Here is a 26,524-nt window from a genome sequence, read left to right as displayed (position 1 = left end):
GCTATATGGAAGAAGGGGCCGAGAGCGTGCCCCAACCGTTCCTGCGGCCATGGAAGGGCGCGTGGCCGCATATGTCGTTGCTGGAGGTCTTCTACCTCTACCCGGAGCGGCTTTTACGCGGTGGTCCTCTGTGGTGGGTATTGCTGCCGTGTCTTGCCCCGCTCGATCTGATGCGCGCCACCCTGCATTGGCTTGCGATGCTGCTGTGCGTGGAGCCGAAGTTTCCGCCGGAGATCGAGTCTGCAGGAAGTCCGCAGGAGGGATCTGCTTAACCAAGGGCGATAACAGACACAAAAAAGGGGCTGCCAACGGCAGCCCCTTATCACATCACCAACACACCCTTCACTGGAACAGCTTCAGCGCCTGGGTAATCGTGTTGGACACGCCCCAGACCAGCGGCACCAGTACGTAGAGCCAGAAGGCGGCCAGCAGGGCCTTGTTGGTGGGGGCGGCGTTGAGGTTCTGGTTTTCCATGTTCTCTCCTCGGGATCAGTGGGCGGCGCCGGTGCCGGCACCGAGCTTGGCCACGTCTGCGTCGCTCATGTGGTGCTTGTTATTGACACGCGACACCATCAGGTTGCAGATGAAGCCGATCACCAGCAGGGCGGCCATGATGTGCAGCGTCATGGTGTACGCGGCGGCGCCGGTCACGCCGTGGGCTACCTGGTACTCGCGGATGTAGTTGACCAGCACGGGGCCGGCGATACCTGCGGCTGCCCAGGCGGTCAGCAGGCGGCCGTGGATACCGCCCACGAATGCCGTGCCGAACATGTCGGCCAGGTAGGCCGGGATGGTGGAGAAGCCACCGCCGTACATCGACATGATCACGCAGTAGGCCAGCACGAACAGCGCGATATTGCCGGCGGCGCCCAGTTGCGGCACCAGCCAGTACAGCACGGCACCCAGCGCGAAGAAAATGAAGTACGTGTTCTTGCGGCCGATCCAGTCCGACGAGGAAGCCCAGAAGAAGCGGCCGCCCATGTTGAACAGCGACAGCAGGCCGACGAAGCCGGCTGCTGCGGCGGCGGTGACGCTGCCCTTGAAGCTTTCCTGGATCATCAGCGATGCCTGGCCGAGCACGCCGATACCGGCGGTCACGTTCAGGAACAGCACGAACCACAGCAGATAGAACTGCGGCGTCTTCAGGGCTTCATCGATATGCACGTGGTTGCGCGTGATCATCTTGTTCTCGACCACGGGCGGGGTCCAGCCTTCCGGCTTCCAGCCGGGCGGTGGCACGCGGATGGCCAGCGAGCCGATGCTCATCGAGATGAAGTAGCCTACGCCCATCACCAGAAAGGTCTGGGCCACGCCTACCGACGTTGCGCTCTTGAAATGGTTCATCAGCACCACGGACAGCGGGGCGGCGATCATCGCGCCGCCGCCAAAGCCCATGATCGCCATGCCGGTGGCCATGCCGCGGCGGTCCGGGAACCAGCGGATCAGCGTGGAGACGGGCGACACATAGCCCAGGCCCAGGCCGATGCCGCCGAGCACGCCATAGCCGAGATAGAGCAGGGCGATCTGGTGCGTGTAGACGCCGAGGGCCGAGATCAGGAAGCCGCCGCCGAAACAGCAGGCGGCCGTGAACATCGTGCGGCGCGGACCCACGCGCTCCAGCCATTTACCGGCGAAAGCGGCGGAAATGCCGAGGAAGAAAATGGCCAGCGAGAAAATCCAGCCGAGCGTGGTCAGTTTCCAGTCGTCGGCCACCGATTCGGTAATGCCGATGACTTTCGACAGCGGCGCGTTGAACACCGAAAACGCGTAGGCCTGGCCGATACAGAGGTGCACCGCCAGTGCAGCGGGCGGGACCATCCAGCGGGAAAACCCCGGCTGGGCGTAGGTCGCCTCCTTTGAAAAGAACGGCGCTTTAGCGCCGCCACCATTAGTCACACTGCTCATTGAAAGTTCTCCAGACGTGGATCCTGGGTAATACATCCATGCTGGCCTGGCGACGCCCGCGGGTCTGGCTGGCCCGTCGGTTGACCCCGTACACCTTGGATGTATTACCCCCAGAGGTGTCGCTGTTCCGGGATATCAGAGACGTTTTGCCCCGGATGCAGCGACGGTTGCTACGAAGCTGCTACAAAACCGGTAAGCGGAAATGGATGGTCATGGACGCACGCAGGGCGCACGGGGGCGTGCGTCGGCGAGCTCCGTCGAGGCGGGGCGTGAGGGCGGCTGGAGACGCGAAGCGTCCCGGAATGGTGTCGTGCATCGTTTTTTCCGATCGGGGCGAACAATATATGTTTTTGATTGCATATATTGCCGTGGAAAATATTATGCGCTGAACCATATCCGGCCCGATTGATCACTTCAATAGGCTAAAGATGACATATTCCGAAAACGCACGAAATCGGCCGCTTGATGCGCAAAACTGCCGAATGACAGGTTTGTAACGTTTGATTTTCACCACACACGGTGTGGTGACCGGAGAAAAAACTGGCCCACGGGCAAGGTCGTCCGGAGGCATATTGAAGGACCGGTTTCGGCACTTCGGATGGTCGGTTGTCATGACAATTCGTCACGAGACTGACATCTGGGGCGCTTAGGATGGCTGCCCGTGGCGGTACTCAACCGCTGCTCGGACAAGCCGGTCAGACCTGCAGGTGGGCTGCAGATCGCCAATACACGGGTGACAGAAGTGGGTGTCGCCCGGACCGGCATTTTCACGACGCCGCGACCATACATGGGTCGCGGCGTTTTTTTTCGTCCGCTGTGTGACCCGGCAAGAAGTGACGCTCCCGGCTGCTCGCGAATTGTTGCGGGTTCAACGTGTTGTCACATTCGGTTCATACGATGCCACCCGGCTTGACCGCTGTGCGGTTGCCTCCACAAGAGCTGACCGGGTTGCCATGTACGCATGTGCAGGGCGGTCTGATGAAAACACTAGATCGACGGGGAAATCCAAAAAATGTCCGAAAAACTTGACGCATCGCGCCGCAAGGCACTGAAGTTCCTGGCCGGCGCCCCCATGCTGCCGCTGGGCCTGGCCTCCACCTCACTGCTGGCAGGTTGTGGCGGCGGCGACGACGCCCCCGCTACCCCTCCCGTGACGACGAACCCGCCGGCTTCCACGGCCACGTTCACGACCGCCGAGTTCACCGGCATGCCGGCACCTTCGCTGGCCAATGCGGCCGAAATGGCCACCACTACCGTGGGTTCGAGCCTGAAGGTGAACTTCAGCGATGGTACGAGCCAGAACTTCAAGCTGGCGTACCAGCCGTTCTTCATGACCGGCGACAAGGTGTCGGACGGCAAGGGCGGCACGATCCTGGCCGGCGGCTACTTCGACATCAACAACCAGCCGATCATGGATTCGTCCACGGGCACGGCTGCCCAGTTCTTCTCGGACTCGCCGGACGGCACGTCGCTGCTGAAGATCGACGGCGCCAAGGTAGACGGCGTGAAGGGCAACACGGTCTTTGCCGTGGTGCAGTTCGAATACACCACGTGGGACCAAGCCAAGGTGACGGACATGTACGGCAAGCTGCCGTCGCCGATCGCCATCCTGACGCTGGACCAGGACCCGGCCACCGGCAAGCTGTCGCTGGTGAAGTACCACAACGTCGACACGTCGTCGGCCAACGGCCTGTGGATCACGTGCGGCGCCAGCCTGTCGCCGTGGAACACCCACCTGTCGAGCGAAGAGTACGAGCCGGATGCCTCGAATCCGAACACGGTGCAGAACCTGGCCTTCGCCAAGAACCTGTACGGCACGAGCACGATCCCGTTCAACCCGTACCTGTACGGTCACCTGCCGGAAGTCACGGTCAATGCCGACGGCACGGGCTCGATCAAGAAGCACTACTGCATGGGCCGTATCTCGCACGAACTCGTGCAGGTGATGCCGGACAACCGCACCGTGCTGATGGGCGACGACGCCACCAACAGCGGTCTGTTCATGTTCGTGGCTGACAAGGAAAAGGATCTGTCCGCCGGTACGCTGTACGTGGCCAAGGTGGGCACCGGCTTCTCCGTGAACCCGGCCGATGCTGGCGCCGACCTGACCTGGATCAAGCTGGGCCATGCCACGAGCGCGCAAGTGGAAGGCTGGGCCAAGTCGCACACGTTTGCCGACATCATGGACATCAGCGCCACGGATCCGGCCCTGAATGCCACGCCGGACACGACGTACACGAAGATCGCGTACAGCGGCAAGTTCCAGTGGATCAAGATCAAGCCGGGCAAGGAACTGGTGGCAGCGTTCCTGGAAACGCACCGCTATGCCTTCGTGGCTGGTGGCAGCATGGGCTTCACCAAGATGGAAGGCACCACCGTCAACATCAAGGACAAGATCGCCTACTCCGCGCTGCAGAACATCGTCGACTCGATGGTGCTGAACAACGCCAAGGGCTGGAACGCGCAGAGCAATATCAGCGTGCCGGCAGCCATCAACGCCGGCGGCGTGATGCAGCACAAGCTGGGCGGCGGCCAGAAGGATACGTCGGGTGCGGCCATCGTTAGCGAATGGGTACCGATCCACACCCAGGCGCTGATCGTCGGCAAGGACATCGCCGCCGATGCACTGGGCAACACCGCCGATCCGACGACCATCGGCAACCCGGACAACCTCAAGTTCTCCGAGAAGCTGCGCACGCTGTTCATCGGCGAGGACAGCAGCAACCACACCAACAACTTCCTGTGGGCGTACAACGTCGATACGAAGAAATTGTCGCGCCTGATGTCGGTGCCGGCCGGTGGTGAATCGACGGGCCTGCACGCCGTCGACGAAATCAACGGCTGGACGTACATCATGAGCAACTTCCAGCACGCCGGCGATGGCATCAAGGCTGCCGTGAAGGCGCAAGTGGAGCCGCTGGTGTTCGCCAACTACAAGAACGGCCTGGGCGCCTCGGTGGGTTACCTGACCGCCGACGCTACGAGCATCAAGACCGCGAAGTAAGCCGTTCGGTCTGTAGAAAAGAAAAGCGCCGCGGTCCGTGAGGTCCGCGGCGTTTTTCATCGACAAAGCATACCGGTAAGGAAAGTACCGATAACTCAGACGATCTTCCGGCGATCAGAAGCGGTGACGGACACCCATCACCATGCCGATCTGGTCGTCACCGGCCACGACATTGGCCGGGCTACCCGCCGGCCCATTGAATCCGTTCATGCCCAGTTGGGAGCCGTCGCGGTTGATGGCGTAGCCGATATTGAAATAGACGTCGGTACGCTTGGAGAATGCATAGTCCGCCGAGGCGACGAGCATGATCGGGTCGGCATTCGAATTGCGGGTGTCGGTGTAGTATGCAGCGCCCATCAGGGAGACGGAGGGGTTCACCGCGTAACGCATACCCGCCCAGTAGAGGTTCGAACCGCTACCCGGAAGCGTGCCGACATCGCCCTTGAACCAGCGGTAGCCCACAAAGGCGCGGGCTGCGCCGAATGCATAACTGGCGCCGATCAGGGCACGACGATCCTTGCGGTCCGCCGTGGCCACGCTGGTGCCCTGGAATTCGTCATACGCGGCGCCAATCCCCAGCGGGCCGTTCTCGTACATCACCGAGGCGCCGTAGTTGCGGTCCACCTTGAAGTTGCCCGGGATCTCGCCAGTGCCGGTGCGGCCCAGGCTGTACATCGCGCTCATCGTCAGGCCGCCGAACTTGCCGTCGTACCGGATCGCGTTATCGGCGCGGCCGGCGAGGATATCGTCGTTTGTCCACAGCGAGTAGCGGGGCGCGTATCGCATCGGGTCCAGGATATGACCCGTGTCGTGGATCGGCGTGTTCTGCCGGCCAAGCGCCACAGTGCCGTACCGGCTCTGGAGACCGACATACGCCGCACGGTCGAACAACCGGTTCGTGAGCAGACTGCCGTTGTCCGGCGCAAATCCGCTTTCGAGCTGAAAGATGGCCTTCAGTCCGCCGCCGAGATCCTCTTGACCGCGCAGGCCCCAGCGCGACGTGGACATATTGCCCGAACTCATGCGCACCTGATTGGCGCCGCCTGTGGCAGTTGGCACATTGTTGAGATATTCGATACCCACATCGAGAATGCCGTAAAGCGTGACATGGGATTGGGCGAAGGTGGCGGCAGACAGCATGCTGAGAGTTGCCGCGGCAAAGCCGTAACGGAGTTTCATTGCGCTTCCTTAAATAAAACGCACTTGGTTCTCAGTGGAATCAAGGTGGTGAAAAGTAAATTCACGGCCCATAAAAAGACTTCAGGCCGCTCGGAGGCGGCCTGGTTTTGTCTTCATGGCGACGTGGATTCAGTGGGGAGTGCCATTGGCGGTGCGTGCACCGTCTGTGTAGACATCACGCTGTTGAATGCGGCCACCATCGGTGTAGGGATCACGAGGACGATGCACTTGTCCTTGTTTTTCGAACGATGCATCCACCACGATGGGGGTCTGGCTCGCATTGGCCGTCGCACTGATCGCGATCAGTGCTGCGCCTGTGGCGAGCGTGGCGAGAGATTTCTTCATTGGTAGTTCTCAGGAGCTGAACGATTTTTCGGGGGGCTCGCTGAGTCTAATGACGCGACATGGAGTGCCCATGGCAGGCCGGTTACACCTCGGTCATGGAAATGCGACCGTGTTGGTGCACTCGTCAATAGATTGCTGAAGTGATAAGAAATTCGCGAAACGTTTCGCTCAAAACGCCTCGTTGATCTGGAAATACACACCCTTGGTGTTCTTGCCCACGCCTACGTCAAAGCGCACGTTGACGCGCGGCTTGAACTCGAAGCGGTAGCCCACGCCGCCATTGGGCAGCCAGTGCGCATCGCGCAACGCACCGGGGTTGCCGGCGATGGCGCCGGTGGCCAGCCAGAACACCATGCCCTGCCGGCCCGCGATGTGCCAGCGATATTCCACCTGTGCGGTCAGCAACGCCTTGTCGCGGTATTGGCCCATGAAGTAGCCGCGCATGCGCCGGTTGTCGCCGAGCTTGGACATCATGCTCCATGGCACGTCGCCCCAGTTGAACTTGCCGTAGATGTCGAAGGCCAGCACGTCGCGCTCGCGCATGGCGAAGTACTTGTCGTAGGTGATCTCCAGCGTTTCGAAATCGAAATCGCTGCCCAGGCCGCGGCGATACACCGTACCGTTGATCAAAAGCGCCTGGCCCTTGTACGGGTTGGGGATGAAATCGCGCGTGTCGTAGGAGAAATGCGCGGTGAGGCCGCTGCTGATGACATGCGTGCCGTGGGGATCGGCGGCGAACGCGCTGGCGCTGCCACGTTCGATGTTGGCCGCGTCGTCGTACTCGAAGTCGTAGCCGCCGCCGATGTAGGTATTTGGCATGATCCGCATCATCATGCGCGGTTGCAGCGAGACCCCCCGGTGCGTGTAGCCCTCCTTGTTGGCGTCGTTGATGGCGTTGTCGTAGCCAATGCCCCAGTAGGAGGTCGGCATGTTGAACAGGCCGCCCGAGAACACAAAGCGATAGCTGTCGTCGCCGAAGAACGTGTTGTTGTCCGCGCCGATACCGAATGCGCCGGTCGTCGTCACAAAGCCGTGTAGCGTGAGCGTGGAGAGCTGCGTGTCCTTCTCGGCGTTCTTCGGCTTGTACAGGCCGATGGCTGCCGCGCCGAGTCCCAGCCCCATCTCTGGGTTGTAGAACGGCCCGGGCAGGATGCCCCAGTCCACGCCATGGCTCAGGTCCACCTCCTTCGACGCGCCAAGCTTGTTCAGGATCTTGTCGATCCAGGCAGTCTTGGGCGGGGTGTCGGGCGTGGCTTCCTGTGCCGCCACGGGCATGGTCAGCAAGGCGGCGAGCAAGGCAGGGAAGGTGGCGCGCATGATCGTCAGAACCGGAAGAAGCCGGTGGCGATGATGTTGTTACGGTTGTACCCGTAGCCGATTTCCAACAAGACGCCGACGCTGCGGTTGATGGTCCAGTTGGCGCCTACGGAACCGCTCCAGTAACCCGTCACCCGTTCCGCGATCTGATAGTTCAACCGCTCGGTCTGGCCGTCGGTATCGGGGATCGGTACGTCAAAGTGTCCGGTGATGGTGGCGCGGGTGCGGAAGTAGGTGGCGCCGATGAAGGGCGTGAGCAGCCCCAGTCCGTGGCCCAGCCGGAGATTCCATCCCACGCGCGGCCCGATGTTGACCGACTTGACCGGCGTGTCCGACATCGAGATATCCGCCACGGTGTAGGTCACCGGCAACGCGAAGAACAGGTCGCGGTAGGTGCCCACCAGTGTGAAGCCGCCGCCGTAGGTATGGCCGCTGTAGCTGGCATGCTGGGTGGGCAGCTTGATCGGCTTGCTGCAGGCGTCGCGGGGACGCCGCCCCCCGCAGCCTATGTTGACCCCGAAGAACCGCTCGAGATCGGTGAGCGAAGAAAAGCTGATGTCGATGTTGCCGCTGCCCTGCACGTTGCCAACGATGCCGTACACATTCATGAACGGAAACAGCCATGCACCCATCTGCACCTGGTTCGAACTGTTATGAATGCGTGATTGCTGGAACTGCACGAAATCCGCGCCGCGCAGCGGGTTGCCGCCCGCGGATACCTGCAGGCCGCTCAATTGATAGCGCTGGTAGCCATCGTAGTAGGAGTACCCGATGTCGTACGGATTGGGCAGGTTGTAGCCTTTGTCGATCACGCGCTGCGCGAAGAAGGGCAATGCGCGGTCCCAGGTCTTTGGCGCCTCCGGTGCCGGCTCCGGGGAACCGACCGGTCCGACGATGCCGCGATACGGCCCGGAGTGGGTATCGGGCGATGCCGTGGCTGCCGCCGCGCCGCCGCTGCCACCCGCTGTCCATGCCGAGGCGGTAACGGGCAGCGCCAGCCCCATCGCAATCAGGCAGCCACGCGCAAAGCGGAGAAAGCAGCGGCCGCAAGCGGGCATATCGGTGCGCTCCCATATCGGCATGAAAACCCGATCTTCCGCGATCCGCCACGCACGTCGAAGTGAATGTTTTCGTGAGCCGACTTAGGAGAAGCTGACTGATTGCGAGAACAGCGCGCACGCTGGTTTGCTGCGGCGCGGCATGTGGATACCCACCCGCGTGGGGGTAAACGATGTCACGGATGTGACACATTGCGCGTTTACATTTTCATTCGAACATATAGAGTGATCGAATGAGCCTGACTGCCCGCCAGCGTGAAATTTTTGGATGGTTGAACGATACCGGCTACCTCAGTACCGAGCAGCTGGCCAGCCGCTTTGGGGTTAGCAGCCAGACCATTCGCCGCGACATCAACGAGCTGAGCGTGCAAGGGCTGGCGCGCCGCATGCACGGCGGGCTGACGTTGCCTGCGAGCCAGAACAACATCAGCTATCTGCAGCGCAGCACCGCGCAGGTGGAGCGCAAGCGCCGGATCGCGCAGGCCGCCGTGGAGATGATCGAACCAGATGCCACGATATTCCTCGGATATGGCACCACCGTGGCAGAGTTCGCGCGGGCACTGCCGGCTGACCGACCGCTGCGTGTGGTGACTACCAACCTCGGCGCCGTGCTGGCGCTGGCGGACAAGCCCGCTGTCGAAACCTGGGTGGCCGGCGGACGCCTGCGCGCGGGCGATTTCGACGTGATGGGCAGTGCCACGGTGGATTTCATGCGGAAGTTCCGTGCCCATGTGGCGATATGCGGGGCGGCCGGCATTGACGAGCACGGCACGCTGTACGAGTTCCAGCCCGAGGAAGCCGAACTGAGCCAGTCGCTGCTCTCGCACAGCCACGAGCGGATGCTGCTGGCCGACAGCAGCAAGTTCGGGCGCCACGCGCCATGCCGCGTCGCGGCGTTCGAGCAGATCGACCACCTGTTCACCGATACCGATGCCACGGATGCCCAACCCGCGCTGTCCGCGTTATGCGAAGCCGCAGGCGTGACGCTGCATGCCTGCTGAACCTGTCGTTTCCACCGCCTCCATCGCCCCCGAAAGACACCCTCCATGGCCTATCTGCGACTCGAACGGATTGCGCAGCGCTTCGGCGATAACGTGGTACTGCGCGGCATCGACCTCGACATCGAGCGCGGCGAATTCATCGCGCTGCTCGGCGCGTCCGGCTGCGGCAAGACCACGCTGCTGCGCCTGATTGCCGGACTGGATCAGCCAGACGCCGGCCGTATTCATCTGGATGGTCGCGATATCACGGCGGTGGAAGCCGCGCAACGCGGCTTGAGCATGGTGTTCCAGTCGTACGCACTGTTCCCGCATTTGAGCGTGGCAGACAATATCCTGTTCGGGCTGCGCGCGCGCAAGGTGCCGCGTGACGAGCAAGGGCGCCGACTCACGCATGCGGCCGAGCTGCTGGGCCTGGGCGCGCTGCTGGCGCGCAAGCCCGGCGCGCTGTCGGGTGGACAGAAGCAGCGCGTGGCGCTGGCGCGCGCCATCGTCTCGCAGCATCCGCTGTGCCTGATGGACGAGCCATTGTCGAATCTCGACGCGCAACTGCGTGCCGAGATGCGCGCGGAATTGCGCAAGCTCCAGCAGCAACTAGGTTTGACGGTGATCTACGTCACGCACGATCAGGTGGAGGCGATGAGCATGGCCGACCGTATCGTGCTGATGCACCAGGGCGAAATTGCGCAGACCGGTACGCCGGCGCAGCTTTACGACACGCCTGCCACGCCGGTGGTGGCGCGCTTTATCGGCCAGCCGCCGATGAACCTGATCCGCATGCCTGGTACGGACGAATGGCTGGGCGTGCGTCCCGAACATATCGAACTGGGTGGATCGCATGCCGGCACGGTGGTGCGCACCGAATATCACGGCGCCGACACGCTGGTGGAGGTGCGCCTCTACGACCAGCCCGTGCTCGTGCGCCATCCGGGCCGGGTGGCGTTGTCCCCCGGCGCCGGCCTGATGTTGAAGTGGGATGCCACCCGCGAACACCGTTTTGCCGCTGCAGTTGCCACCGAAGCAGCCGTCGCCCGTCTTTCCGCTTTGCCCTGAACCTACCCCTCAAGGAGCCTTCATGTCGTTCAAGACCCGCCTGGCCACCGCGCTGGGCACGCTTACCTGCCTGGCGTCGATGATGTCGATGTCGGCCGTCGCCGCGCCGACGCAGGTCACGATGTACTACCCCGTTTCCGTCGGCGGTCCGCTCACGCAAGTGGTGGACAAACTGGTCGGCGAGTTCGAGCAAGCCAACCCGGACGTCAAGGTCAACGCGATCTACGCGGGCAACTACGACGATGCGCGCACCAAGGCGCTGGCCGCGCTCAAGGCCGGCACGCCGGTGCAGACGTCGGTGCTGTTCTCGATCGACCTGCACGAACTCAAGGACCTTGGCGTGATCCGTCCTTTCGACGATTTCGCGACCACGGCCGAAGACAAGGAGTGGCTCAAGAGCTTCTACCCGGGCCTGATGGACAACGGCCGCGCCGATGGCAAGACCTGGGGCATCCCGTTCCAGCGCTCGACCATCGTCATGTTCTATAACAAGGACGCCTTCCGCCAGGCCGGTCTCGACGCCGACAAGCCGCCGCGCAACTGGACGGAAATGCGCGAAGCCGCTGCCAAGCTGGTGAAGCGCGATGGCGGCAACACCAGCCGCTGGGGCGTGATGATCCCGTCCACGGGCTACGCCTACTGGATGTTCGGCGCGCTGGCCAAGCAGAACGGCCAGACGCTGATGAACCCGGCTGGTACGCGTACCACGTTCGATACGCCCAAGGCCGTGCAGGCGCTGGAGTACTGGACGTCGCTGTCGAAAGACGGCGTGAGCCCGAAGGGCCTGATCGAGTGGGGCACGCTGCGCCAGAACTTCGTCGAGGGCAAGACCGCGATGATGTGGCACTCCACGGGTAACCTGACGGCCGTGCTGAAGGATGCCAAGTTCGATGTCGGCGTGGCCCCGCTGCCTGCCAACACCGAGCCGGGCTCGCCCACGGGCGGCGGCAATTTCTATCTGTTCAAGAGCGGTTCCGATGCCGAGCAGCGCGCCGCGTTCCGTCTGATCAAGTTCCTGACCGCACCGGATCGCTCGGCGCAGTGGAGCGTGGCAACGGGCTATATGGGCGTGAGCCCGGCCAGCTACCAGACCGCCACGCTGAAGGACTACGCTGCCAAGGTGCCGCAGACGCTGGTGGCACGTGACCAGTTGTCGGTGGCCACGGCCGAGTTGTCGACACACCAGGCTGGCCGTGTCCGCAAGCTGCTGGAAGACGCGCTGCAATCGGCCATCACGGGCCAGCAGGAACCGAAGGCTGCATTGAGCGGCGCACAGGCGCAGGCCGAGCGCATCCTGAAGCCGTATCAGCGTTAAACACGTGAAGCCTGCGGCGTCCGGGATCGATACCGATAGGGACGCCGCAGGCATATCCGCCATGACATCTAGAAAACCCGTCGCACGACAAGCCGCGCAGGCATGGCTGCTGCTGTTGCCGGCGCTCGTGCTGCTGGCGGCGTTCACGTACTGGCCCATCGCCGGCAGCTTCTGGCACAGCATTCACACGCAGGCGCCCGGCATTCCGCCAGCGTTCTCCGGGATGGAGCAGTTCCAGGCGCTGATGGACGATCCCGTTTTCCGTCAGGCCGTGCGCAACAACCTTTGGTATGCGCTGATCACCGTGCCGGTCTCGGTGGTGCTGGCGCTGGCCATGGCGCTGTGGGTCAATCAGCGCTACGCCGGTCGCGGACTGCTGCGGCTGGCGTTCTTCACGCCGACCATGTTGCCGATGGTGGCGGCGGCCAATGTGTGGTTGTTCTTCTACGCGCCCGATATCGGCCTGCTGAACCGGCTGCTGGCGTGGTTCGGCATCGCGGGCCGCAACTGGCTGGGCGATACGGATACTGCGCTACCCGCGCTGATGGTGGTCACCATCTGGAAGGAAGCGGGCTTCTTCATGATTTTCTATCTGGCGGCGCTGCAATCGATCTCGTCGGAGCAACTTGATGCCGCGCGGCTGGAGGCGCCTTCGCCATGGTTCCGGCTGCGCCACGTGATCTTGCCGCTGCTGGCGCCCACCACGCTGTTCGTGGTGATCAACGCGCTGATCAATGCGTTCAAGCTGATCGATCACCTGTTCGTGCTCACGCGCGGTGGTCCGAATAACGCCAGCACGCTGCTGCTGTATTACCTCTACGAGATTGCGTTCCGGTTCCAGGACGCGAGCTATGCAGGCGCACTGACTATCGTGCTGCTGCTGGTGTTGGCCCTGTGCTCGGGATTCCAGTTCTGGCTGACGCGCAACCGCATTCACTACCGATGACCGCTTCCTCGATATCGCTGCGCTCCGCGCTTGTGCCGGTTGCCGCCGCCGTGGCCGGCCTGCTGTGGATTTCGCCACTGTTGCTGCTGGTCTGGGGCGCCTTTCACCCGGGCGGCGAGGCCATGCGGCTGAGCTTCGACACCCGGTGGGGACTCGATAATTTTCCACAGGCGTGGAGCGTGGCGCCGTTTGCGCGCTATCTGATCAACACGGTCGCCATCGTCACGCTGCTGCTGGCGCTGCAACTGGTGGTCTGCACTTTGGCCGGGTTCGCGCTGGCGCGGATGACATTCCCGGGTCGCAGCATCGTCTTCGGGCTGGTGCTGCTGCAACTGATGGTGATGCCCGAGGTGCTGATTGCCGAGAACTACCTGACCATCGCGCAACTGGGACAGGTGGATCGATGGCTGGGCGTGGCGTTGCCGTATATCGCCAGCGCCTTCGGCATCTTTTTGCTGCGCCAGACGTTCATGACCGTGCCGCAGGAGCTGGAGGATGCTGCGCGCATCGAGGGCCTGGGCCGCCTTGGCATCCTGTGGAAGGTGTATGTGCCGCTGGCGCGTCCGACCTACCTGGCCTATGCGCTGGTCTCGGTCAGCTATCACTGGAACAACTTCCTGTGGCCGCTGGTGGCCACGCAGACCGAGGCCAGCCGGCCCGTGACGGTGGGCATGGCGCTGTTTGCGGCGCCCGAGACCGGCGTGGACTGGGGTGTGCTGTCGGCAGGCACGCTGCTGTGCGTAGGGCCGCTGGTGCTGGCCTTCCTGCTGTTCCAGCGCCAGTTCATGCAGTCGTTCATGCAGGCCGGGGTGAAGTAAAAAAACGGCGGGTCTCCCCGCCGTTTTCGTTCTATCTGCCGATTCAGTGGTCGCGCCAGCGCTGCACCATCACCTGCTGGATCTTGCCCTTGAAGAAGTAGCGGCGGTCGGTAGCCCCCTGCGGGTCCGCACCGATCACGATGGGGCTGGTGTTCAGGCCCACGCCGCCCGAGACCGATACCGACGGCACGCCCTCCACATTGTTGACCCACAACCGTACCGCACCGTTGCCGTCGTAGGCGCCGACGATGAAGTACGAGTCCGTGCCGTTCAAGCCCGCGAGCGAAGCGGTGGCGTACTGGTAGGCGCCGTTCACGTAGACGCCGAAGCGCAGCGAGGTGCCGGCCTGCTCCAGCGCGAAGCCGCCCGCATCGCTCTTGGCCACGATGGCCGCCGTGGCACCCGAGGTCAGGTCATCGAAATTGACGACCGCGCTGACGAGGAAGCCGCCGTTGCTGGCGTTATCGGCCTGCCACGTGATCACCGACTGTGTGCCCGTGAACACCATGCTGCCGCCCACGCGGTCTTCGTCGGACGTCACCGCCAGCACTTCCAGCGTCGGCGCGGTGCTGCCCTGTGCCACCGGATACGTCGTGGCATTGGTGCGGCGGTAGGTCAGGGGCCAGGCCGTCTGCTGTGCCGTGTTCATATGCACCAGCGACGTCGATTCGGTGATTACGGCGCGGGCCGACGTAGCCAGCGCCGTGGTGCCGCGATCGTAGTCCGAGGTGATGAAGTCCACGTCCTCGCGCAGCGCCGACAGATAGGCTTCGCCCATGCTGGCCGGCGTGGTGTAGACACCCACGCCCAGCCCGAGCAGCTTCGCCTGCATCAGCGCGCCGAACAGGCTGGCCATCCGATATTCCAGTTCCACGCCGTGGAAGCCGAGGCTCTTCGTCGCGCGGATGTTGTTGCGGATATCGCTCTCGATCAGCGTGTGGAAGCGGACATGGTCACGGATGCTGGCGAACTCGGACTGCGCGAGCAGAGCCTTGGCGCGCACCAGATGCTGGTGGCGGCCATCCATGAAGCCGCGCAGCACCACGGGGCGTCCGGCCGAGGCGTAGCCCCAGTCGCGCACGGCGCGCAGCACGCCAAGCATCAGCGTGTCGCTGGCGGCGGCAGTGGTGTACTTCTCCTTGATTTCGAGGAACAGCAGGCGGTCGCTCTGCTGCAGGTTCGTGTTGGCCAGCGCATTGGCAAACGTACCTACTGCGCTTTCGCTGTCGCCATGCTCCACGTAGACCTGGCCATCGGCATGCAGCGTCAGGTCGAATTCGATCAGGTCATAGCCGCGCGACAAGGCCATCGACACCTGCGTGTTGGTGGCAGCCGTGGAACTGCCGTAGCAGTTGTGGCAGGACAGCGCCACGGTGTTGCCTAGCGGGGAGACGGGCAGGGCACGGCTCACGCCGTTCCAGTACGTGCCGGCCTGCGCCAGCGTGGGCGCGGCGCAGAGCGCCACCCAGCACACTGCGCGAACGAAACTTCGGTACATCCTGTTGGATTGGCTCATCCGGGATCTCATCGTGTTGTGTGGAAGGGAACACGGGCCTGAAATCACCGCATGAAAAGCCGGAACGGCCCGTCATCGCAGCCGGAAGGACGCAGGAACGCACCAACGCGGCATGTGATGCACGGGATTGTCGGGCAGGGTGTGTGTCAGATCAATGAAGGCGATATGAAACTATTTCGCGTTCATTCGATCAGCGGGGCGCCTGTGGAGGAATGATTGGCGCGACGCCATTCGATGGGGGCGGCCGTTGGGGCAGAACGGAGGTGCCAAAGGTATTGCCCATCCGCGTGGACGTGGCCGCGCGGTTGTAGAGCCCCAACTGGTTCGACGGCTGATTGGCGATGGCCTCCGATCCCAGCACACCGGGTTTCCCCGCGCGTGGCGACGAGGCTGGCGCCAGCCGCTGCGTCAGGCAGTCATACGCTGGTGCGCGCTCGCCGTTGACCTCCACCTCCGCGCAACTCCCTTGCGTGGTCCCTTCGTTCGCGCCCCATGCCGAGGCCGATACGCCAAGCGCGGCCACTACCGCCAAGGTTTTCCACGTCTGCATCGCCTGCTCCTGATCGTCATCGCCCTGGAAGTCTCGTCCGTGCGGAATGTGTCGTCGATGAAATATTTGTGACAAACGACATGCCCTGCCAGGTTTGGCCGTCTAGGCATCTGTGCGTAACGCTGACATGAGCGCTGGTGATCATGTCTCGCGGCGTGATGCCCCAAACGATGCCGTCCTCGGTCAGGACACTGGCACGCGGGGCTGGCAATCGAAAAAAGAAGAAGGTCAGCAACTCATGCGAGTCAGCAAGAAGAAAGGCCCGTCGCCACGGTGGAGGGCAGTGTGCGTGGCGATGATTGGACTGGGGACGGGTGGGGCATTGGCGCAATCTGCGCAGTCCGCGCCAGCGGATGGCGCGCAGCCTGCCGCCACGCAGGCCACGCAGGCCGCGCCGCAACCGGAGCGCGCGGTCGATATCAGCGAATACGTGGTGCGTGGCAACACGGTGCTGGACGTGCGCACGATCGAGCGTGCCGTGACGCCGTACCTGGGACCATCGCGCACGCTCAAGGACATCGAATCCGCGCGTGACGCGCTGCTGGCCGCCTATCAGGCCAAGGGCTTCCAGTCGGTCTATGTGGAACTGCCCGAGCAGCAGGTCACGAGCGGCGTGGTCTACCTCCAGGTCAGTGAAACCCGTGTGGGCCGCGTGCGTGTGGTGGGCGCCGAGTACCAGTCGCCGCGCGAGGTGCGCGAACAGGTGCCGGCGTTGGCCGAAGGGCAGGTGCCCGATTTCACGCAGGCGCAAGCGGAACTCACCGAACTGAACAAGACGGGCAAGCGGCAGGTCATGCCGCTGGTGCGGCAGGGCACATTGCCGGGCACGATGGACGTCGATCTCAAGGTCGAGGACAGCAGCCCGTGGCGCGGCAGTGTCGGCCTGAACAACGACTACAGCCCCGATACCAAGGAGTTGCGCGCGCTGGCATCGATTGGCCACGACAACCTCTGGCAACTGGGTCACAGCGCGTCGCTGAGTTTCTTTGGCGCGCCGCAGGACCTCAATCAGACGCAAGTGTTCTCGGGTTCGTACATCGCGCCGATTCGCGGCACGAACTGGGGCGTCGAGGTCTCCGGCTATCTGTCGGACAGCAACGTGGCAACGGTAGGCGGCACCAGCGTGCTGGGCAAGGGCCATTCGGTCGGCCTGCGCGGTACATACACCGTGCCGAACACCGGCGACTGGTATCACGCGCTGAGCCTGGGCGTCGATTTCAAGGACAACAAGGAAACCACGCGCCTCGGCACCTCCGGCGACACCGTGCCGCTCAAGTACGCACCGATCACGCTGTCCTATACGGGCTTCATGCAGACCACGCGCGGCCAGTACGGCTTGAACATGGCGCTGGTGGCCGGCACGCGCAGCTTCCTGGGCTACGGCAGCGACTGGAAGGAGTTCGACTACAAGCGCTACAAGGCGTCGCCGAGCTTCCTGCTGCTCAAGGGCGATACCAACGGCACGTGGAATTTCGCGGGCAATGCGCAGTTGGCATGGCGACTGGCGGGCCAGATCACCGATTCGCCGCTGGTATCGAGCGAGCAGATCGCGGCGGGCGGCATGAACTCGGTGCGCGGCTACCTGGCTGCCGAGACCACGGGCGACTACGGCGTGGTGGGCTCCGTGGAAATGCGCACGCCGCCGCTGGACTTCTTCGGCGGCACGGTGTCCGACTGGCGCGTCTATGCATTCGCCGATGCGGGTCAGTTGCGCCTGCGCGATCCGCTGCCGGAGCAGGAGAGCCGCTTCTCGCTGGCCTCGGTCGGCATCGGCACCAGCTTCAGGCTGGCGCGCTACGTGAACGGCCGGCTGGACCTGGGCTTCCCGCTCAAGGACGGCCCGCGCACTGACCGTGGCGACCCTCGACTCAATTTCAGCGTGACGGCCAGTTACTGATCCACAGACCGATCCCGGCACGCACCCCAACACAGCATTCCGAAGAAAGCCAACGGAGAACCATAGTCATGCGACGTTCCCTATTCCTGCTGCTGGCGCTGGCCAGCACGCTCGTGCCGAGCCTGGCGCACGCCTGGTGGCAGCCCGACTGGGCCTACCGCAAGCCGGTGACCATCGACGCCGGTCCGCAAGGCGGCAACATCGGCGGCGACGCCGGCCGTACGCCGGTGCTGCTGCGCCTGCACACGGGCAATTTCAGTTTCGAGGGCGTCAGCGAGACCGGCGCAGACCTGCGCTTCGTATCCGGTGACGACAAGACTGTGCTGAACCACCAGATCGAACAGTTCGATCCGCTGCTTGGCATCGCGCTGGTGTGGGTCGATGTGCCGACGGTGTCGGCCAACGGCAAGCAGCAGGTGTGGATGTACTACGGCAACCCGAAGGCGCCTGCCTCCGGCAACGGCCAGCGCGTGTTCGATCCGGACTTCACGCTGGTCTACCACTTCGCCGAAGGCAATGTGCCGGCGCGCGATACCACCGCGTATGGCAACAACAGCCAGACCGCCGTGGTCAGCGTGGACGGCACCGTGATCGGCAAGGGCGCGCAGTTCGGCAAGGCCGCACTGGCCCTGCCCGCATCGCCATCGCTGACGGTGGCGGCCGGTGGCTCGTTCGCGTTTTCCGCCTGGGTCCGTCCCGAGCAGCTCGGCGCTGGCCAACTGGTCTATGCGCGCCGCGATGGCGCGGGCGAACTGCTGATCGGCGTGGATCAGGGCGTGCCGTACGTGCAGGTCAATGGCCAGCGCAGCAACCCGGGCCAGCCGATCCAGGCAGGACAGTGGTCGCATCTGGCGGTGAATGCCGATGGCAAGACGGTCACGCTGTTCGTGGGTGGCCGCCAGGCGGCACAACTGCAAGCCGCGCTGCCGGCGCTGAACACACCGGCCTATATCGGCGCGGATAGCGAAGGCGCGCATACCTTCCCCGGCACGATCGATGAAGTGCGCCTGTCGAAGGTGGCACGTCCCGCCGCGCTGCTGCTGGCGGATGCGGTGTCGCAAGGCGCCGATTCGCGCCTGGTCGTGTTCGGTCCGGACGAGCAACAAGCTGGCAAGAGCCATTTCGGCTTCATCCTGGCCGCCATGCCGCTGGATGCGTGGGTGGTGATCGGCCTGCTGGGCCTGATGATGGGTGTGTCGTGGACGATCATGATCGGCAAGGGCCGCAGCTACGGCGCCAACTCGCGCGCGAACGTGGCATTCATGGGCCAGTTCCGCGAGGCATCGGGTGTATCGCTCGATCACCTGGCCAAGACCGGCCGCGTGACCGGCGACGTCAAGGAGCACTCCTCGCTGTGGCGCCTGTATGAAGTGGCCGTCGATGAACTGCATCGCCGCCATCAACTCGGCTACGACCTCAACGCCGTGGGCGACGCCACGATCAGCGCGATCCGTGCCTCGATGGACGGCGTGATGGTGCGCGAGAACGAACGTCTGGGCCGCCGCATGAACTGGCTGTCCACCACGATCGAAGGCGCGCCGTATGTGGGTCTGTTCGGCACCGTGATCGGCATCATGCTGGTGTTCGTGGTGGCTGCGATGGCCGGTGCCGTGGACATCAACTCCGTGGCGCCGGGTATGGCTGCGGCGCTGCTGTGTACCGCTGCCGGCCTGGGCGTGGCCATTCCCGCGCTGTTTGGCTACAACTGGCTGGCCTCGCGGGCAGACGCCATTGCCGCCGACATGGCCGTGTTCGTGGACGAGTTCGCTACGCGCCTGGCGGAAGAGCAGGGCGAAGGCCGCCGCACGCCCGTGCTGCAGCGCGCCTGAGCGGAGCCAAGGACCATGGCAAACGCAAGCAGGTTCGGCGTACGCAAGCGCACGGGGGGCATCAACATCACGCCGTTCGTGGACGTGCTGCTGGTGGTGCTGGTGATCTTCATCCTGACCAGCAACGCCAGCATTCCGGGCATCAAGGTGGATCTGCCGAAGGCCAGTGCCTCGGTGGCGCTGGAGAAGCCCAAGACCAAGGCCATCACGGTCGATAACGCGGGACAGGTGTTCCTGGATGCGTATCCGGTGACGCTGCCCGAACTGGAAGAACGGCTGCGCACGGAAAAGGCGCTGACGCCGGACTTTCCGGTGATCGTGCGCGGCGATGCGTCGGTGCAGTACGCCAAGGTGGTGGAGGTGCTGGATCTTCTGCGCCGCATCGACCTCAACCAGATCGGTCTGGTGACCGGCAAGCCGGCCTGAGGAGCGCAGCGTGAATCGTCGCGATCCCCTGGCGTCCCTGCCGCGCGCCACGCTGTTCTGGCGCCGCTGGGGCGGGTTTGCCGCTGGCGGGCTGGTTGTCGCCGCGCTGGCGCTGCTGCTCTGGTATCTGCTGAGCGATACGGCGTCCACGCGGCGCGAAGTACCGTCCACGCCGATGCTGGTGTTGCCGCCGCCTCCGCCGCCGCCGCCCGAGCCGGAGAAATTGCCGGAGCCCGAGCCGGTGAAGCCCGAAGTGGTGGAACCCAAGCCGGCCGAGCCCACCAACGCACCGCCCGACGATGCCCCGCCCGCACCCTCGCAGGACCTGGGGCAGGCGGTGACCATCGACGGCGCCGCGCAGGCTGGCAACGATGCCTTCGGCATCCAGGCCGGTGGTGGCGGTGGCATGACCGGCAGTGGCGGCGGCCTGGGTGGGCGCTCCTATTCCGCGTACGTGTCGAGCGCGCTGCAGCAGGCGTTCGTGCGTGATGCCCGCACGCGTCAGTTGGCCTTCGACGATATCCGCATCGAAATCTGGCTCGACCCCGAGGGGCGCGTCACGCGCGTGCAGCTTGTGGGTGGCTCCGGCAACGTGACCACGGACGAGGCCGTGCTGGCCATGGTGCGTGACTTCCGTGCCGACGAACGTCCGCCTGCATCGCTGCGGTTCCCGATGCGCCTGTCCATCAAGGGTCGACGCCCCTGAATGCGTCGCCAACCATATCCAACAGACATGCCGAGCAGTGTCATGAACCCCGTGATGAACCCCGCGATGAACCCATCGAAGAATCCATGCGTCCAGTCCCCGCGCTACACGCTGCGCGCCAATGCGCTGGCCGCAGCCGTTGCCACGGTGCTGCTGACCACAGCCGGCGTCGGCCACGCACAGAATGCCGTGCCGCCAGAGAGCGCGATGATCAAGCTGATCCGTGGCCTGATCCAGAGCGGCGCGCTGGAAAAGAGTACGGGCGAGGCGCTGCTGGCCCAGGCCCAGACCGAAGCGATGGCCGCACAGCAAGCCCAGCGCGCAGCGCCAGCGCCGGTAGTTGCCGCAGCGGCCACGGGTGCCACCGCAGGTGCCGTGGCCGGTGAAGTCCGCGTGCCCTATATCCCTGAAACCGTGCGTGATCAGATCCGCGACGAGGTCAAGGGCGAAGTCATGGCGCAAGCCAAGGCCGAAGGCTGGGCCGCCCCGAACGAGACGCCGGAGTGGACCAAGCGCATTCGTGTGGAAGGCGATGTCCGTCTGCGTAACGAATCGCGCTTCTACTCGGGCAGCAATAGCGATATTCAGATCGACTGGGCGGCCATCAACTCGGGTAGCGGCTACGACGTGAACCCCAACACCAACCTGAACCTGCCGCCGCTGCTGAACACGCGCCAGAATCGCCCGAACCAGTGGCGCGCCCGCGCGCGGATCGGCGTGCTGGCCGATGTATCGGACAGTGTGAAGGCCGGCGTGCGCCTGGCAACCGGCAACGACAACAGTCCGGTATCGACCAACCAGACGCTGGGGGGCGGTCTCGCCAAGAAGGACGTGTGGCTCGATCAGGCATGGCTGTCCTACCAGCCGTTCGAATGGATGAAGCTGACGGGTGGCCGCTTTGGCAATCCGTTCGTCTCTACGGACACGCTGTTCTCGCACGACCTGAACTTCGACGGCATCGCCGCGCAGTTCGAGAAGATGCTGCCGAACAAGGACATCACGATGTTCGGCTCGCTGGGCTTCATTCCGCTGGAATACTCGAAGGACAACGCGCCATCGAACAGTCAGGACAAGATGTCGAGCGAGTCCAAATGGCTGCTCGGCGCGCAGGTGGGCGCGGCGTGGAAGGTCAACGAGGAAAACCGCCTGCGCGGCGCGCTGGCGTACTACGACTTCCACAACGTCACCGGCCGCGTGTCGCAGCCTTGCGCGCTGTATGCGGGCGCCGATGGTTGCAGCACGGACTGGACGCGTCCAGCCTTCATGCAGAAGGGCAACACGCTGATGCTGTTGCGCAATATCGCGCTGAATCCGCTGGACCCGGCCAACACGCCGCAGCCGCAATACGTGGGCCTGGCATCGAAGTTCCAGCTGCTCGACATGAACCTGCGCTGGGACACCAAGGTGGCGGGCTATGGCCTGCGTTTTGACGGTAACTACATCCGCAACCTCGCCTATGACGAGGACGGTATGTGGAACCGCTCCAACGGCGGCATCGTGAACAACTTCGGCGGCTCGGGCGGCACCACGCGTGCGGACTTCAAGAGCGGCGGCAACGCGTACATGTTCCAGGCCACCTTCGGCAAGCCCACGCCTGCTGCGCGCGGGGACTGGAACGTGCTGGCCGGCTACAAGCGCATCGAACCCGATTCCATGCCCGACGGCTACAACGACTCCACGTTCCACGGCGGCGGCACCAATGCGCGTGGCTACTACCTGGGCGGCTCCTATGCGCTGGACAAGAACGCATGGGTGACCGGACGCTGGATCTCGACCAAGGAAGTCTTTGGGCCGCCGCTGGCCATCGACACGCTGCAGTTCGAATTCAACGCGCGCTTCTGAGGAGGATGACGTGATCCCGATCCCTTTGATACGTGCCATGCCGCTGGTTCTTGCCCTGGTGGCAACCGGCGCCCATGCGCAGGCACAGAGCATGGAAGAGCGCCTGCGCAACCAGCTTCGCATCACCACCACGCAGTTGCAGCAGGCCCAGAACGAACTGGCCGCGCTGAAGGCCGGCCAGCCGCAGGCGGGCGCGGGCAACGCAGGCAGCACCGATGCGGCCGCGATGAAGAAGGAGCTGGACGCCACGCGCGCCCAGCTAGCCGCCGAGCGTGGCGCACGCGAGAAGCTCGCCGACGCGGCGCGTCAATCGCAGTTGCAGGGGCAGGGCGCCGCCGAGAAGGCCGCAAGCCAGGTGGCGCAGTTCCGGGGTGCCTACGACGAATTGCTGCGCATGGCGCGCGGCATCGACGCTGAACGCCAGAAGCTGGCCTCGGAAGCCACCACGCAGAAGGCCGCGCTGCAACGCTGCGAAGCCGCTAACGCGAAGCTTTACGCCGTGGGGCAGGACATCCTGCGCGCCTACGAGACCGTGGACCTCACCACCGTGATGGCCTCGCGCCAGCCATTCGCCGCGCAAAGCCGCGTGCGCTACGAGCAGATCGCGCAGGACTACGGCGACAAGCTCTACGAAGGCCGCTTTGATGCCAACGCGGTGCCTGCCGCGGAGGCACAGGCAGCCCAGCCAGCCCAGCCAGCCTCTACGCCTACTGCTGCCGCGCCATCGAGCGCGCCCGCGCAAGCGCAGTGACACACCCCATTCATCCGCACAGAACACACTGAACGCACAGCACACACAGGACATGACCATGACTGAAGCCGTACTCGATATCGCAGCCAGCACCGAAGCCAACCTCGAAGCCAACATTGCCACCCAGCCCGCCGTACTGCCCGCCGTCAGCGCCGAGCAACTTGCCGAAGCCATCCGCCGCGCGGGTTGCGCCGTGCAGGTGGTGGAAGAGGAGCAGGGCACGCGCCTGCACAGCGCCAGCCACGGCGTGGGCTTCCAGGTGCTGTGGGGCAATCGCCTCGGCCCCGACCAGTATCTCGATTTCACGCTGAGCTGCCCGTTGCGCGTGGACGGCGGCGTATTCCCCGATGCGCTGCTGGCCGACTGGCACCGCAGCCGCCGCTTCGCGCGCATTGCCACGCACGGTGATTTCGTCGTGCTGGAAATGGACGTGATGGTGACGGGTGGTGTCAGCGAGGATTTTCTTTCGGTGTCGATGCAGGTGTGGATCCAGATGATGGGCCAGTTCTTCCTGCATCTGCGCAACTTCCGCGCCGAGGGTGAAGGCGAAGCCGCCGAGACCTCCGACGCTGCCGCGTAACGTTTTCCCTTCTTCACTGTGGGCGGCGCGCCGAATGACCTGCCGGCGCGTCGTTCTTTTTTTGTCATGGCAACGTCACGTCACAGTCATACGATCCGGTCGAACCCAAGCACCCTATGAACAGGTCACCCGCATCCCATGGCATGCCCGCCCGCTTCCCGTCGTCCGTGTACGCCCAGGCGTTCGCGGCGGGGGCTTGTCGCGGTGATGGCGCTCGCCGCCACGCTGCCGTGGATGACGTTCGCGCGCGCCGCCGAGATGGTGTTCGACTTGCCGGCCCAGCCGCTGAAATTGGCGCTGGACCGCTATGACGCGCAGACCAGCATGTCGGTCTTCTATCCGTCCGAACTCGCGGAAGGCCGTACCTCGCACGCGGTGGTGGGTGCGATGACGCCGCGCGACGCTTTGCACCGTTTGCTGGAAGGCACCGGCCTGGCCGCGCATGCCACCGCTGGCGATGCTTTCGTGCTGGCCCCATCGGGCGACACGCCGGTTTCCCCTGCGACGCAGGACGCTTCGGTGGCACGGCAGGACTATGACGCGCTGGTGCAGTCGCGCGTGCGGCAGGCACTGTGTGCGCGGCCTGCGCTGGCGCTCGGCAGCTACCGGCTCGCCGTCACGGTGCAGATTGGTCGCGCGGGACGCGTGCAGCGCGCACGACTGCTCGATACCACGGGTGACAACCGCCGCGACGCCGCCATCGTCGACACGCTGCAGCAGATCGACATGGGCCGCGCGCCCGAGAAGCCCGATACGCCATTCGTGCTGCTGGTGCGGCAATGCGTGGCGGGGCAGGCATGTGTGCCTGCATGTGGCGTACCTCGGGGCATGCAATGAGCGAGACGATTCGCTCCGGCCTGCGCGACCTGCTCGCGCAACGCTACGACGATCTCAAGCGCCGCCTGACATGGCGCCTGGGATCGGCCGAGCTGGCCAGCGACGCGCTGCACGACACCTGGGTCCATCTCGAAGATCGCAACGATGCCAACGGCCCGGTAGCGAGCCCCGCTGCGTACCTGATGCGCATGGCGACCAACCTCGCGCTGGATCGCCTGCAGCGCGACCGCCGCTTCATGAGCGCGGAAGAACTCGACACGCTGATGCTCGATATCGCGGACCCCGCACCGGGTCCGGCACAGACCGTGGCGGCCCGTAGCGAAGTGCAGGCGCTGGCGGACGTGATCGACAAGATGCCGCCGCGCCGCCGCGCGATCTTTCTGGCGGTGCGGGTCGAGGAACTGTCGAATCAGGAGGCCGCCGTGCGCTTTGGCGTATCCGCACGCCTGATCGGGCTCGAACTGAAACGCGCACATGAGTACTGCGTGGCGCACATGGAACAACGGGGCTGAGAAATCGTGCCGATCCTGAGCGCCAGAACCGTCTTGATGTCATGCGCCCCCGCTTGGTGGGGTTGCCAGACGCCATGACTGCCACCATGAACCCTCTGCGACAACGGCCACGCGGCCTCTCCCGGATCGAACGCCAGGCCCTGGAATGGGTGCGGCGGATCGGTGCCGGCCAGATGACGCATCGCGATGGCGATGCGCTGCGGCAATGGTGCAAATCCAATCCCGCGCACGCCGCTGCTTTTACCGCTGCACAACGCCAGTGGCAGGAACTCGCACAGGCGGGTCGCCAACTGCTTGAACAGAAGCCGATGGCTGCGCGGCCCGAACCCAAGGACGCGCCTGCGCCGGTGCATTTCCCGCGTCGCGCTTTCCTTGGCGGCGCGCTCGGCACGGCTGCTGTTGCGTCCGTCGCGATGGTCTATCCGCCCATGGGAATGTGGGCGTCCGTAAGCGAGCGGCGCGGCGACTATCGCACCGTGGCCGGCGAGCAGCGGCATATCACGTTGGGCGGCAATGTTGGCGTGGAAATGAATACGCGCACCAGCATCGCGCTGCATCCGCGTGGCCGTGTGGCCGGTATCGAACTGATCGCGGGCGAGACCGCCATCGACATGACCGAGACCAGCCGGCCCTTTGCGGTCACGGCCGGTGCGGGACGCGCGGTGGCGGCGCGTGCGCGCTTCGAGGTGCTGCACACCGCCGATTCCGTCTGCGTGACCTGTGTGCAGGGCGTGGTGCAGGTGGCGCATCCCACGGGCACGGTCACGCTGAATGCGCGGCAGCAGGTCACCTATGACGACCGCAAGCTTGCACACGTGGTGGATCTGGACGCCGCGCGCATGCCCGCGTGGCGCGAGGGGTTCCTGCGCTTTGCCGAGACGCCATTGGGCGATGTGGTCAACGAGATCAATCGCTACCGCAATGGCAAGCTCGTGCTGATGTCGCGCCAGCTTGCCGCGCGCCCCGTCACAGGGCGCTTCCGCATCGATGCGCTCGACAAGGCCATCGCACAGATCCAGCAGTCGTTCGGGCTCGACGCCCGTCATTTGCCCGGCGGGGTCGTCCTGCTGTCTTGATGCCGTCGCGGGACTGTCACCAAATCTTCAAGGAAAACCTTGCCGATTCGGTCGCGCCAAAGGG

24 protein-coding genes and 1 pseudogene are annotated in these 26,524 nt (G+C 64.3%); 17 read left to right on the top strand and 8 right to left on the bottom strand.

The genetic code is table 11. The annotated features are described in order from the left end of the window. A pseudogene (locus tag FFS21_RS32125) lies at positions 1–272 on the top strand (DUF6708 domain-containing protein); the annotation flags it as partial. 70 nt (positions 273–342) lie between these two features. On the opposite strand, the gene FFS21_RS21645 reads toward FFS21_RS32125, so the two are convergent. Further along, positions 343–474 (bottom strand): MFS transporter small subunit, encoded by a 132-nt coding sequence (locus tag FFS21_RS21645; protein WP_137926779.1) that lies wholly within the window; start codon positions 472–474, stop codon positions 343–345. 15 nt (positions 475–489) lie between these two features. Continuing rightward, positions 490–1,905 (bottom strand): L-lactate MFS transporter, encoded by a 1,416-nt coding sequence (locus FFS21_RS21640; RefSeq protein ID WP_137926778.1) that lies wholly within the window; start codon positions 1,903–1,905, stop codon positions 490–492. 1,012 nt (positions 1,906–2,917) lie between these two features. Between FFS21_RS21640 and FFS21_RS21635 the strand changes: the two genes are divergently transcribed. After that, entirely contained in the window at positions 2,918–4,909 is a 1,992-nt protein-coding gene (locus FFS21_RS21635) for a PhoX family protein (RefSeq protein WP_137926777.1), read from the top strand. Positions 4,910–5,023: 114 nt separating this feature from the next. Here the strand turns inward: FFS21_RS21635 and FFS21_RS21630 are convergent, their stop codons facing one another. From FFS21_RS21630 to FFS21_RS21615, 4 genes are all read right to left on the bottom strand, one after another. Then, the gene (locus FFS21_RS21630; protein ID WP_137926776.1) at positions 5,024–6,088 is read right to left on the bottom strand and encodes a porin; all 1,065 of its coding nucleotides are present in this window, start codon (positions 6,086–6,088) and stop codon (positions 5,024–5,026) included. Positions 6,089–6,217: 129 nt separating this feature from the next. Then, positions 6,218–6,433 (bottom strand): hypothetical protein, encoded by a 216-nt coding sequence (locus FFS21_RS21625; RefSeq protein WP_137926775.1) that lies wholly within the window; start codon positions 6,431–6,433, stop codon positions 6,218–6,220. 168 nt (positions 6,434–6,601) lie between these two features. Continuing rightward, positions 6,602–7,750: a BamA/TamA family outer membrane protein gene (locus tag FFS21_RS21620; protein ID WP_137926774.1), complete on the bottom strand. Its 1,149-nt coding sequence runs from the start codon at positions 7,748–7,750 to the stop codon at positions 6,602–6,604. A gap of 5 nt (positions 7,751–7,755) precedes the next feature. Beyond that, positions 7,756–8,832 (bottom strand): hypothetical protein, encoded by a 1,077-nt coding sequence (locus FFS21_RS21615; RefSeq protein ID WP_249359541.1) that lies wholly within the window; start codon positions 8,830–8,832, stop codon positions 7,756–7,758. A gap of 209 nt (positions 8,833–9,041) precedes the next feature. Here FFS21_RS21615 and FFS21_RS21610 point away from each other — a divergent pair, with 209 nt between their 5' ends. The 5 genes from FFS21_RS21610 to FFS21_RS21590 all read left to right on the top strand — a co-directional run bounded on the left by FFS21_RS21610 (position 9,042) and on the right by FFS21_RS21590 (position 13,938). Then, positions 9,042–9,809, top strand: a complete 768-nt coding sequence (locus tag FFS21_RS21610) for a DeoR/GlpR family DNA-binding transcription regulator (RefSeq protein ID WP_137926773.1) — start codon at positions 9,042–9,044, stop codon at positions 9,807–9,809. A 45-nt stretch (positions 9,810–9,854) separates the two neighbouring features. Further along, entirely contained in the window at positions 9,855–10,859 is a 1,005-nt protein-coding gene (locus FFS21_RS21605; RefSeq protein WP_137926772.1) for an ABC transporter ATP-binding protein, read from the top strand. A gap of 22 nt (positions 10,860–10,881) precedes the next feature. After that, positions 10,882–12,174 carry an ABC transporter substrate-binding protein gene (locus FFS21_RS21600; protein WP_137926771.1) on the top strand — a complete coding sequence of 431 codons (1,293 nt, stop codon included), beginning with the start codon at positions 10,882–10,884 and terminating at the stop codon, positions 12,172–12,174. Positions 12,175–12,235: 61 nt separating this feature from the next. Continuing rightward, a complete protein-coding gene (locus FFS21_RS21595) occupies positions 12,236–13,120 on the top strand; it encodes a carbohydrate ABC transporter permease (protein ID WP_137926770.1) in 885 nt (294 codons plus the stop codon). Then, positions 13,117–13,938, top strand: a complete 822-nt coding sequence (locus FFS21_RS21590) for a carbohydrate ABC transporter permease (RefSeq protein WP_137926769.1) — start codon at positions 13,117–13,119, stop codon at positions 13,936–13,938. The genes FFS21_RS21595 and FFS21_RS21590 overlap by 4 nt, the downstream gene beginning before the upstream one ends. 43 nt (positions 13,939–13,981) lie before the next feature. Here the strand turns inward: FFS21_RS21590 and FFS21_RS21585 are convergent, their stop codons facing one another. Next, positions 13,982–15,454, bottom strand: coding sequence for a LamG-like jellyroll fold domain-containing protein (locus FFS21_RS21585; RefSeq protein WP_171020468.1), 1,473 nt, complete (start codon positions 15,452–15,454; stop codon positions 13,982–13,984). Positions 15,455–15,644: 190 nt separating this feature from the next. Then, positions 15,645–16,004 carry a hypothetical protein gene (locus tag FFS21_RS21580; RefSeq protein ID WP_137926767.1) on the bottom strand — a complete coding sequence of 120 codons (360 nt, stop codon included), beginning with the start codon at positions 16,002–16,004 and terminating at the stop codon, positions 15,645–15,647. A 295-nt stretch (positions 16,005–16,299) separates the two neighbouring features. On the opposite strand from FFS21_RS21580, the gene FFS21_RS21575 reads away from it, so the two are divergent. The 10 genes from FFS21_RS21575 (at position 16,300) to FFS21_RS21530 (ending at position 26,460) form a co-directional block, all read left to right on the top strand. Further along, complete coding sequence (locus FFS21_RS21575; protein WP_137926780.1) at positions 16,300–17,901, top strand: ShlB/FhaC/HecB family hemolysin secretion/activation protein; 1,602 nt, start codon at positions 16,300–16,302, stop codon at positions 17,899–17,901. A gap of 68 nt (positions 17,902–17,969) precedes the next feature. Continuing rightward, positions 17,970–19,730: a DUF2341 domain-containing protein gene (locus FFS21_RS21570; RefSeq protein WP_137926766.1), complete on the top strand. Its 1,761-nt coding sequence runs from the start codon at positions 17,970–17,972 to the stop codon at positions 19,728–19,730. A 15-nt stretch (positions 19,731–19,745) separates the two neighbouring features. After that, positions 19,746–20,156: an ExbD/TolR family protein gene (locus FFS21_RS21565; RefSeq protein ID WP_137926765.1), complete on the top strand. Its 411-nt coding sequence runs from the start codon at positions 19,746–19,748 to the stop codon at positions 20,154–20,156. A 10-nt stretch (positions 20,157–20,166) separates the two neighbouring features. Then, positions 20,167–20,862, top strand: coding sequence for an energy transducer TonB family protein (locus FFS21_RS21560; protein ID WP_137926764.1), 696 nt, complete (start codon positions 20,167–20,169; stop codon positions 20,860–20,862). Between the two features lie 42 nt (positions 20,863–20,904). After that, positions 20,905–22,704 carry a putative porin gene (locus FFS21_RS21555; protein ID WP_249359539.1) on the top strand — a complete coding sequence of 600 codons (1,800 nt, stop codon included), beginning with the start codon at positions 20,905–20,907 and terminating at the stop codon, positions 22,702–22,704. Positions 22,705–22,741: 37 nt separating this feature from the next. Continuing rightward, entirely contained in the window at positions 22,742–23,455 is a 714-nt protein-coding gene (locus tag FFS21_RS21550; protein ID WP_212745263.1) for a hypothetical protein, read from the top strand. 58 nt (positions 23,456–23,513) lie between these two features. Further along, positions 23,514–24,035, top strand: a complete 522-nt coding sequence (locus FFS21_RS21545; RefSeq protein WP_137926762.1) for a type III secretion system chaperone family protein — start codon at positions 23,514–23,516, stop codon at positions 24,033–24,035. A 207-nt stretch (positions 24,036–24,242) separates the two neighbouring features. Next, positions 24,243–24,872 (top strand): STN domain-containing protein, encoded by a 630-nt coding sequence (locus FFS21_RS21540; RefSeq protein ID WP_249359537.1) that lies wholly within the window; start codon positions 24,243–24,245, stop codon positions 24,870–24,872. Then, entirely contained in the window at positions 24,869–25,384 is a 516-nt protein-coding gene (locus tag FFS21_RS21535) for an RNA polymerase sigma factor (RefSeq protein WP_137926760.1), read from the top strand. The genes FFS21_RS21540 and FFS21_RS21535 overlap by 4 nt, the downstream gene beginning before the upstream one ends. A gap of 86 nt (positions 25,385–25,470) precedes the next feature. Continuing rightward, complete coding sequence (locus FFS21_RS21530; RefSeq protein WP_171020467.1) at positions 25,471–26,460, top strand: FecR family protein; 990 nt, start codon at positions 25,471–25,473, stop codon at positions 26,458–26,460. The last annotated feature ends 64 nt before the right edge of the window (positions 26,461–26,524 follow it).

The sequence above is a fragment of the Cupriavidus sp. 2SB genome (assembly GCF_005503625.1).
Taxonomy (GTDB): domain Bacteria; phylum Pseudomonadota; class Gammaproteobacteria; order Burkholderiales; family Burkholderiaceae; genus Cupriavidus.
This window is presented reverse-complemented; position numbering and strand designations above follow the sequence as displayed.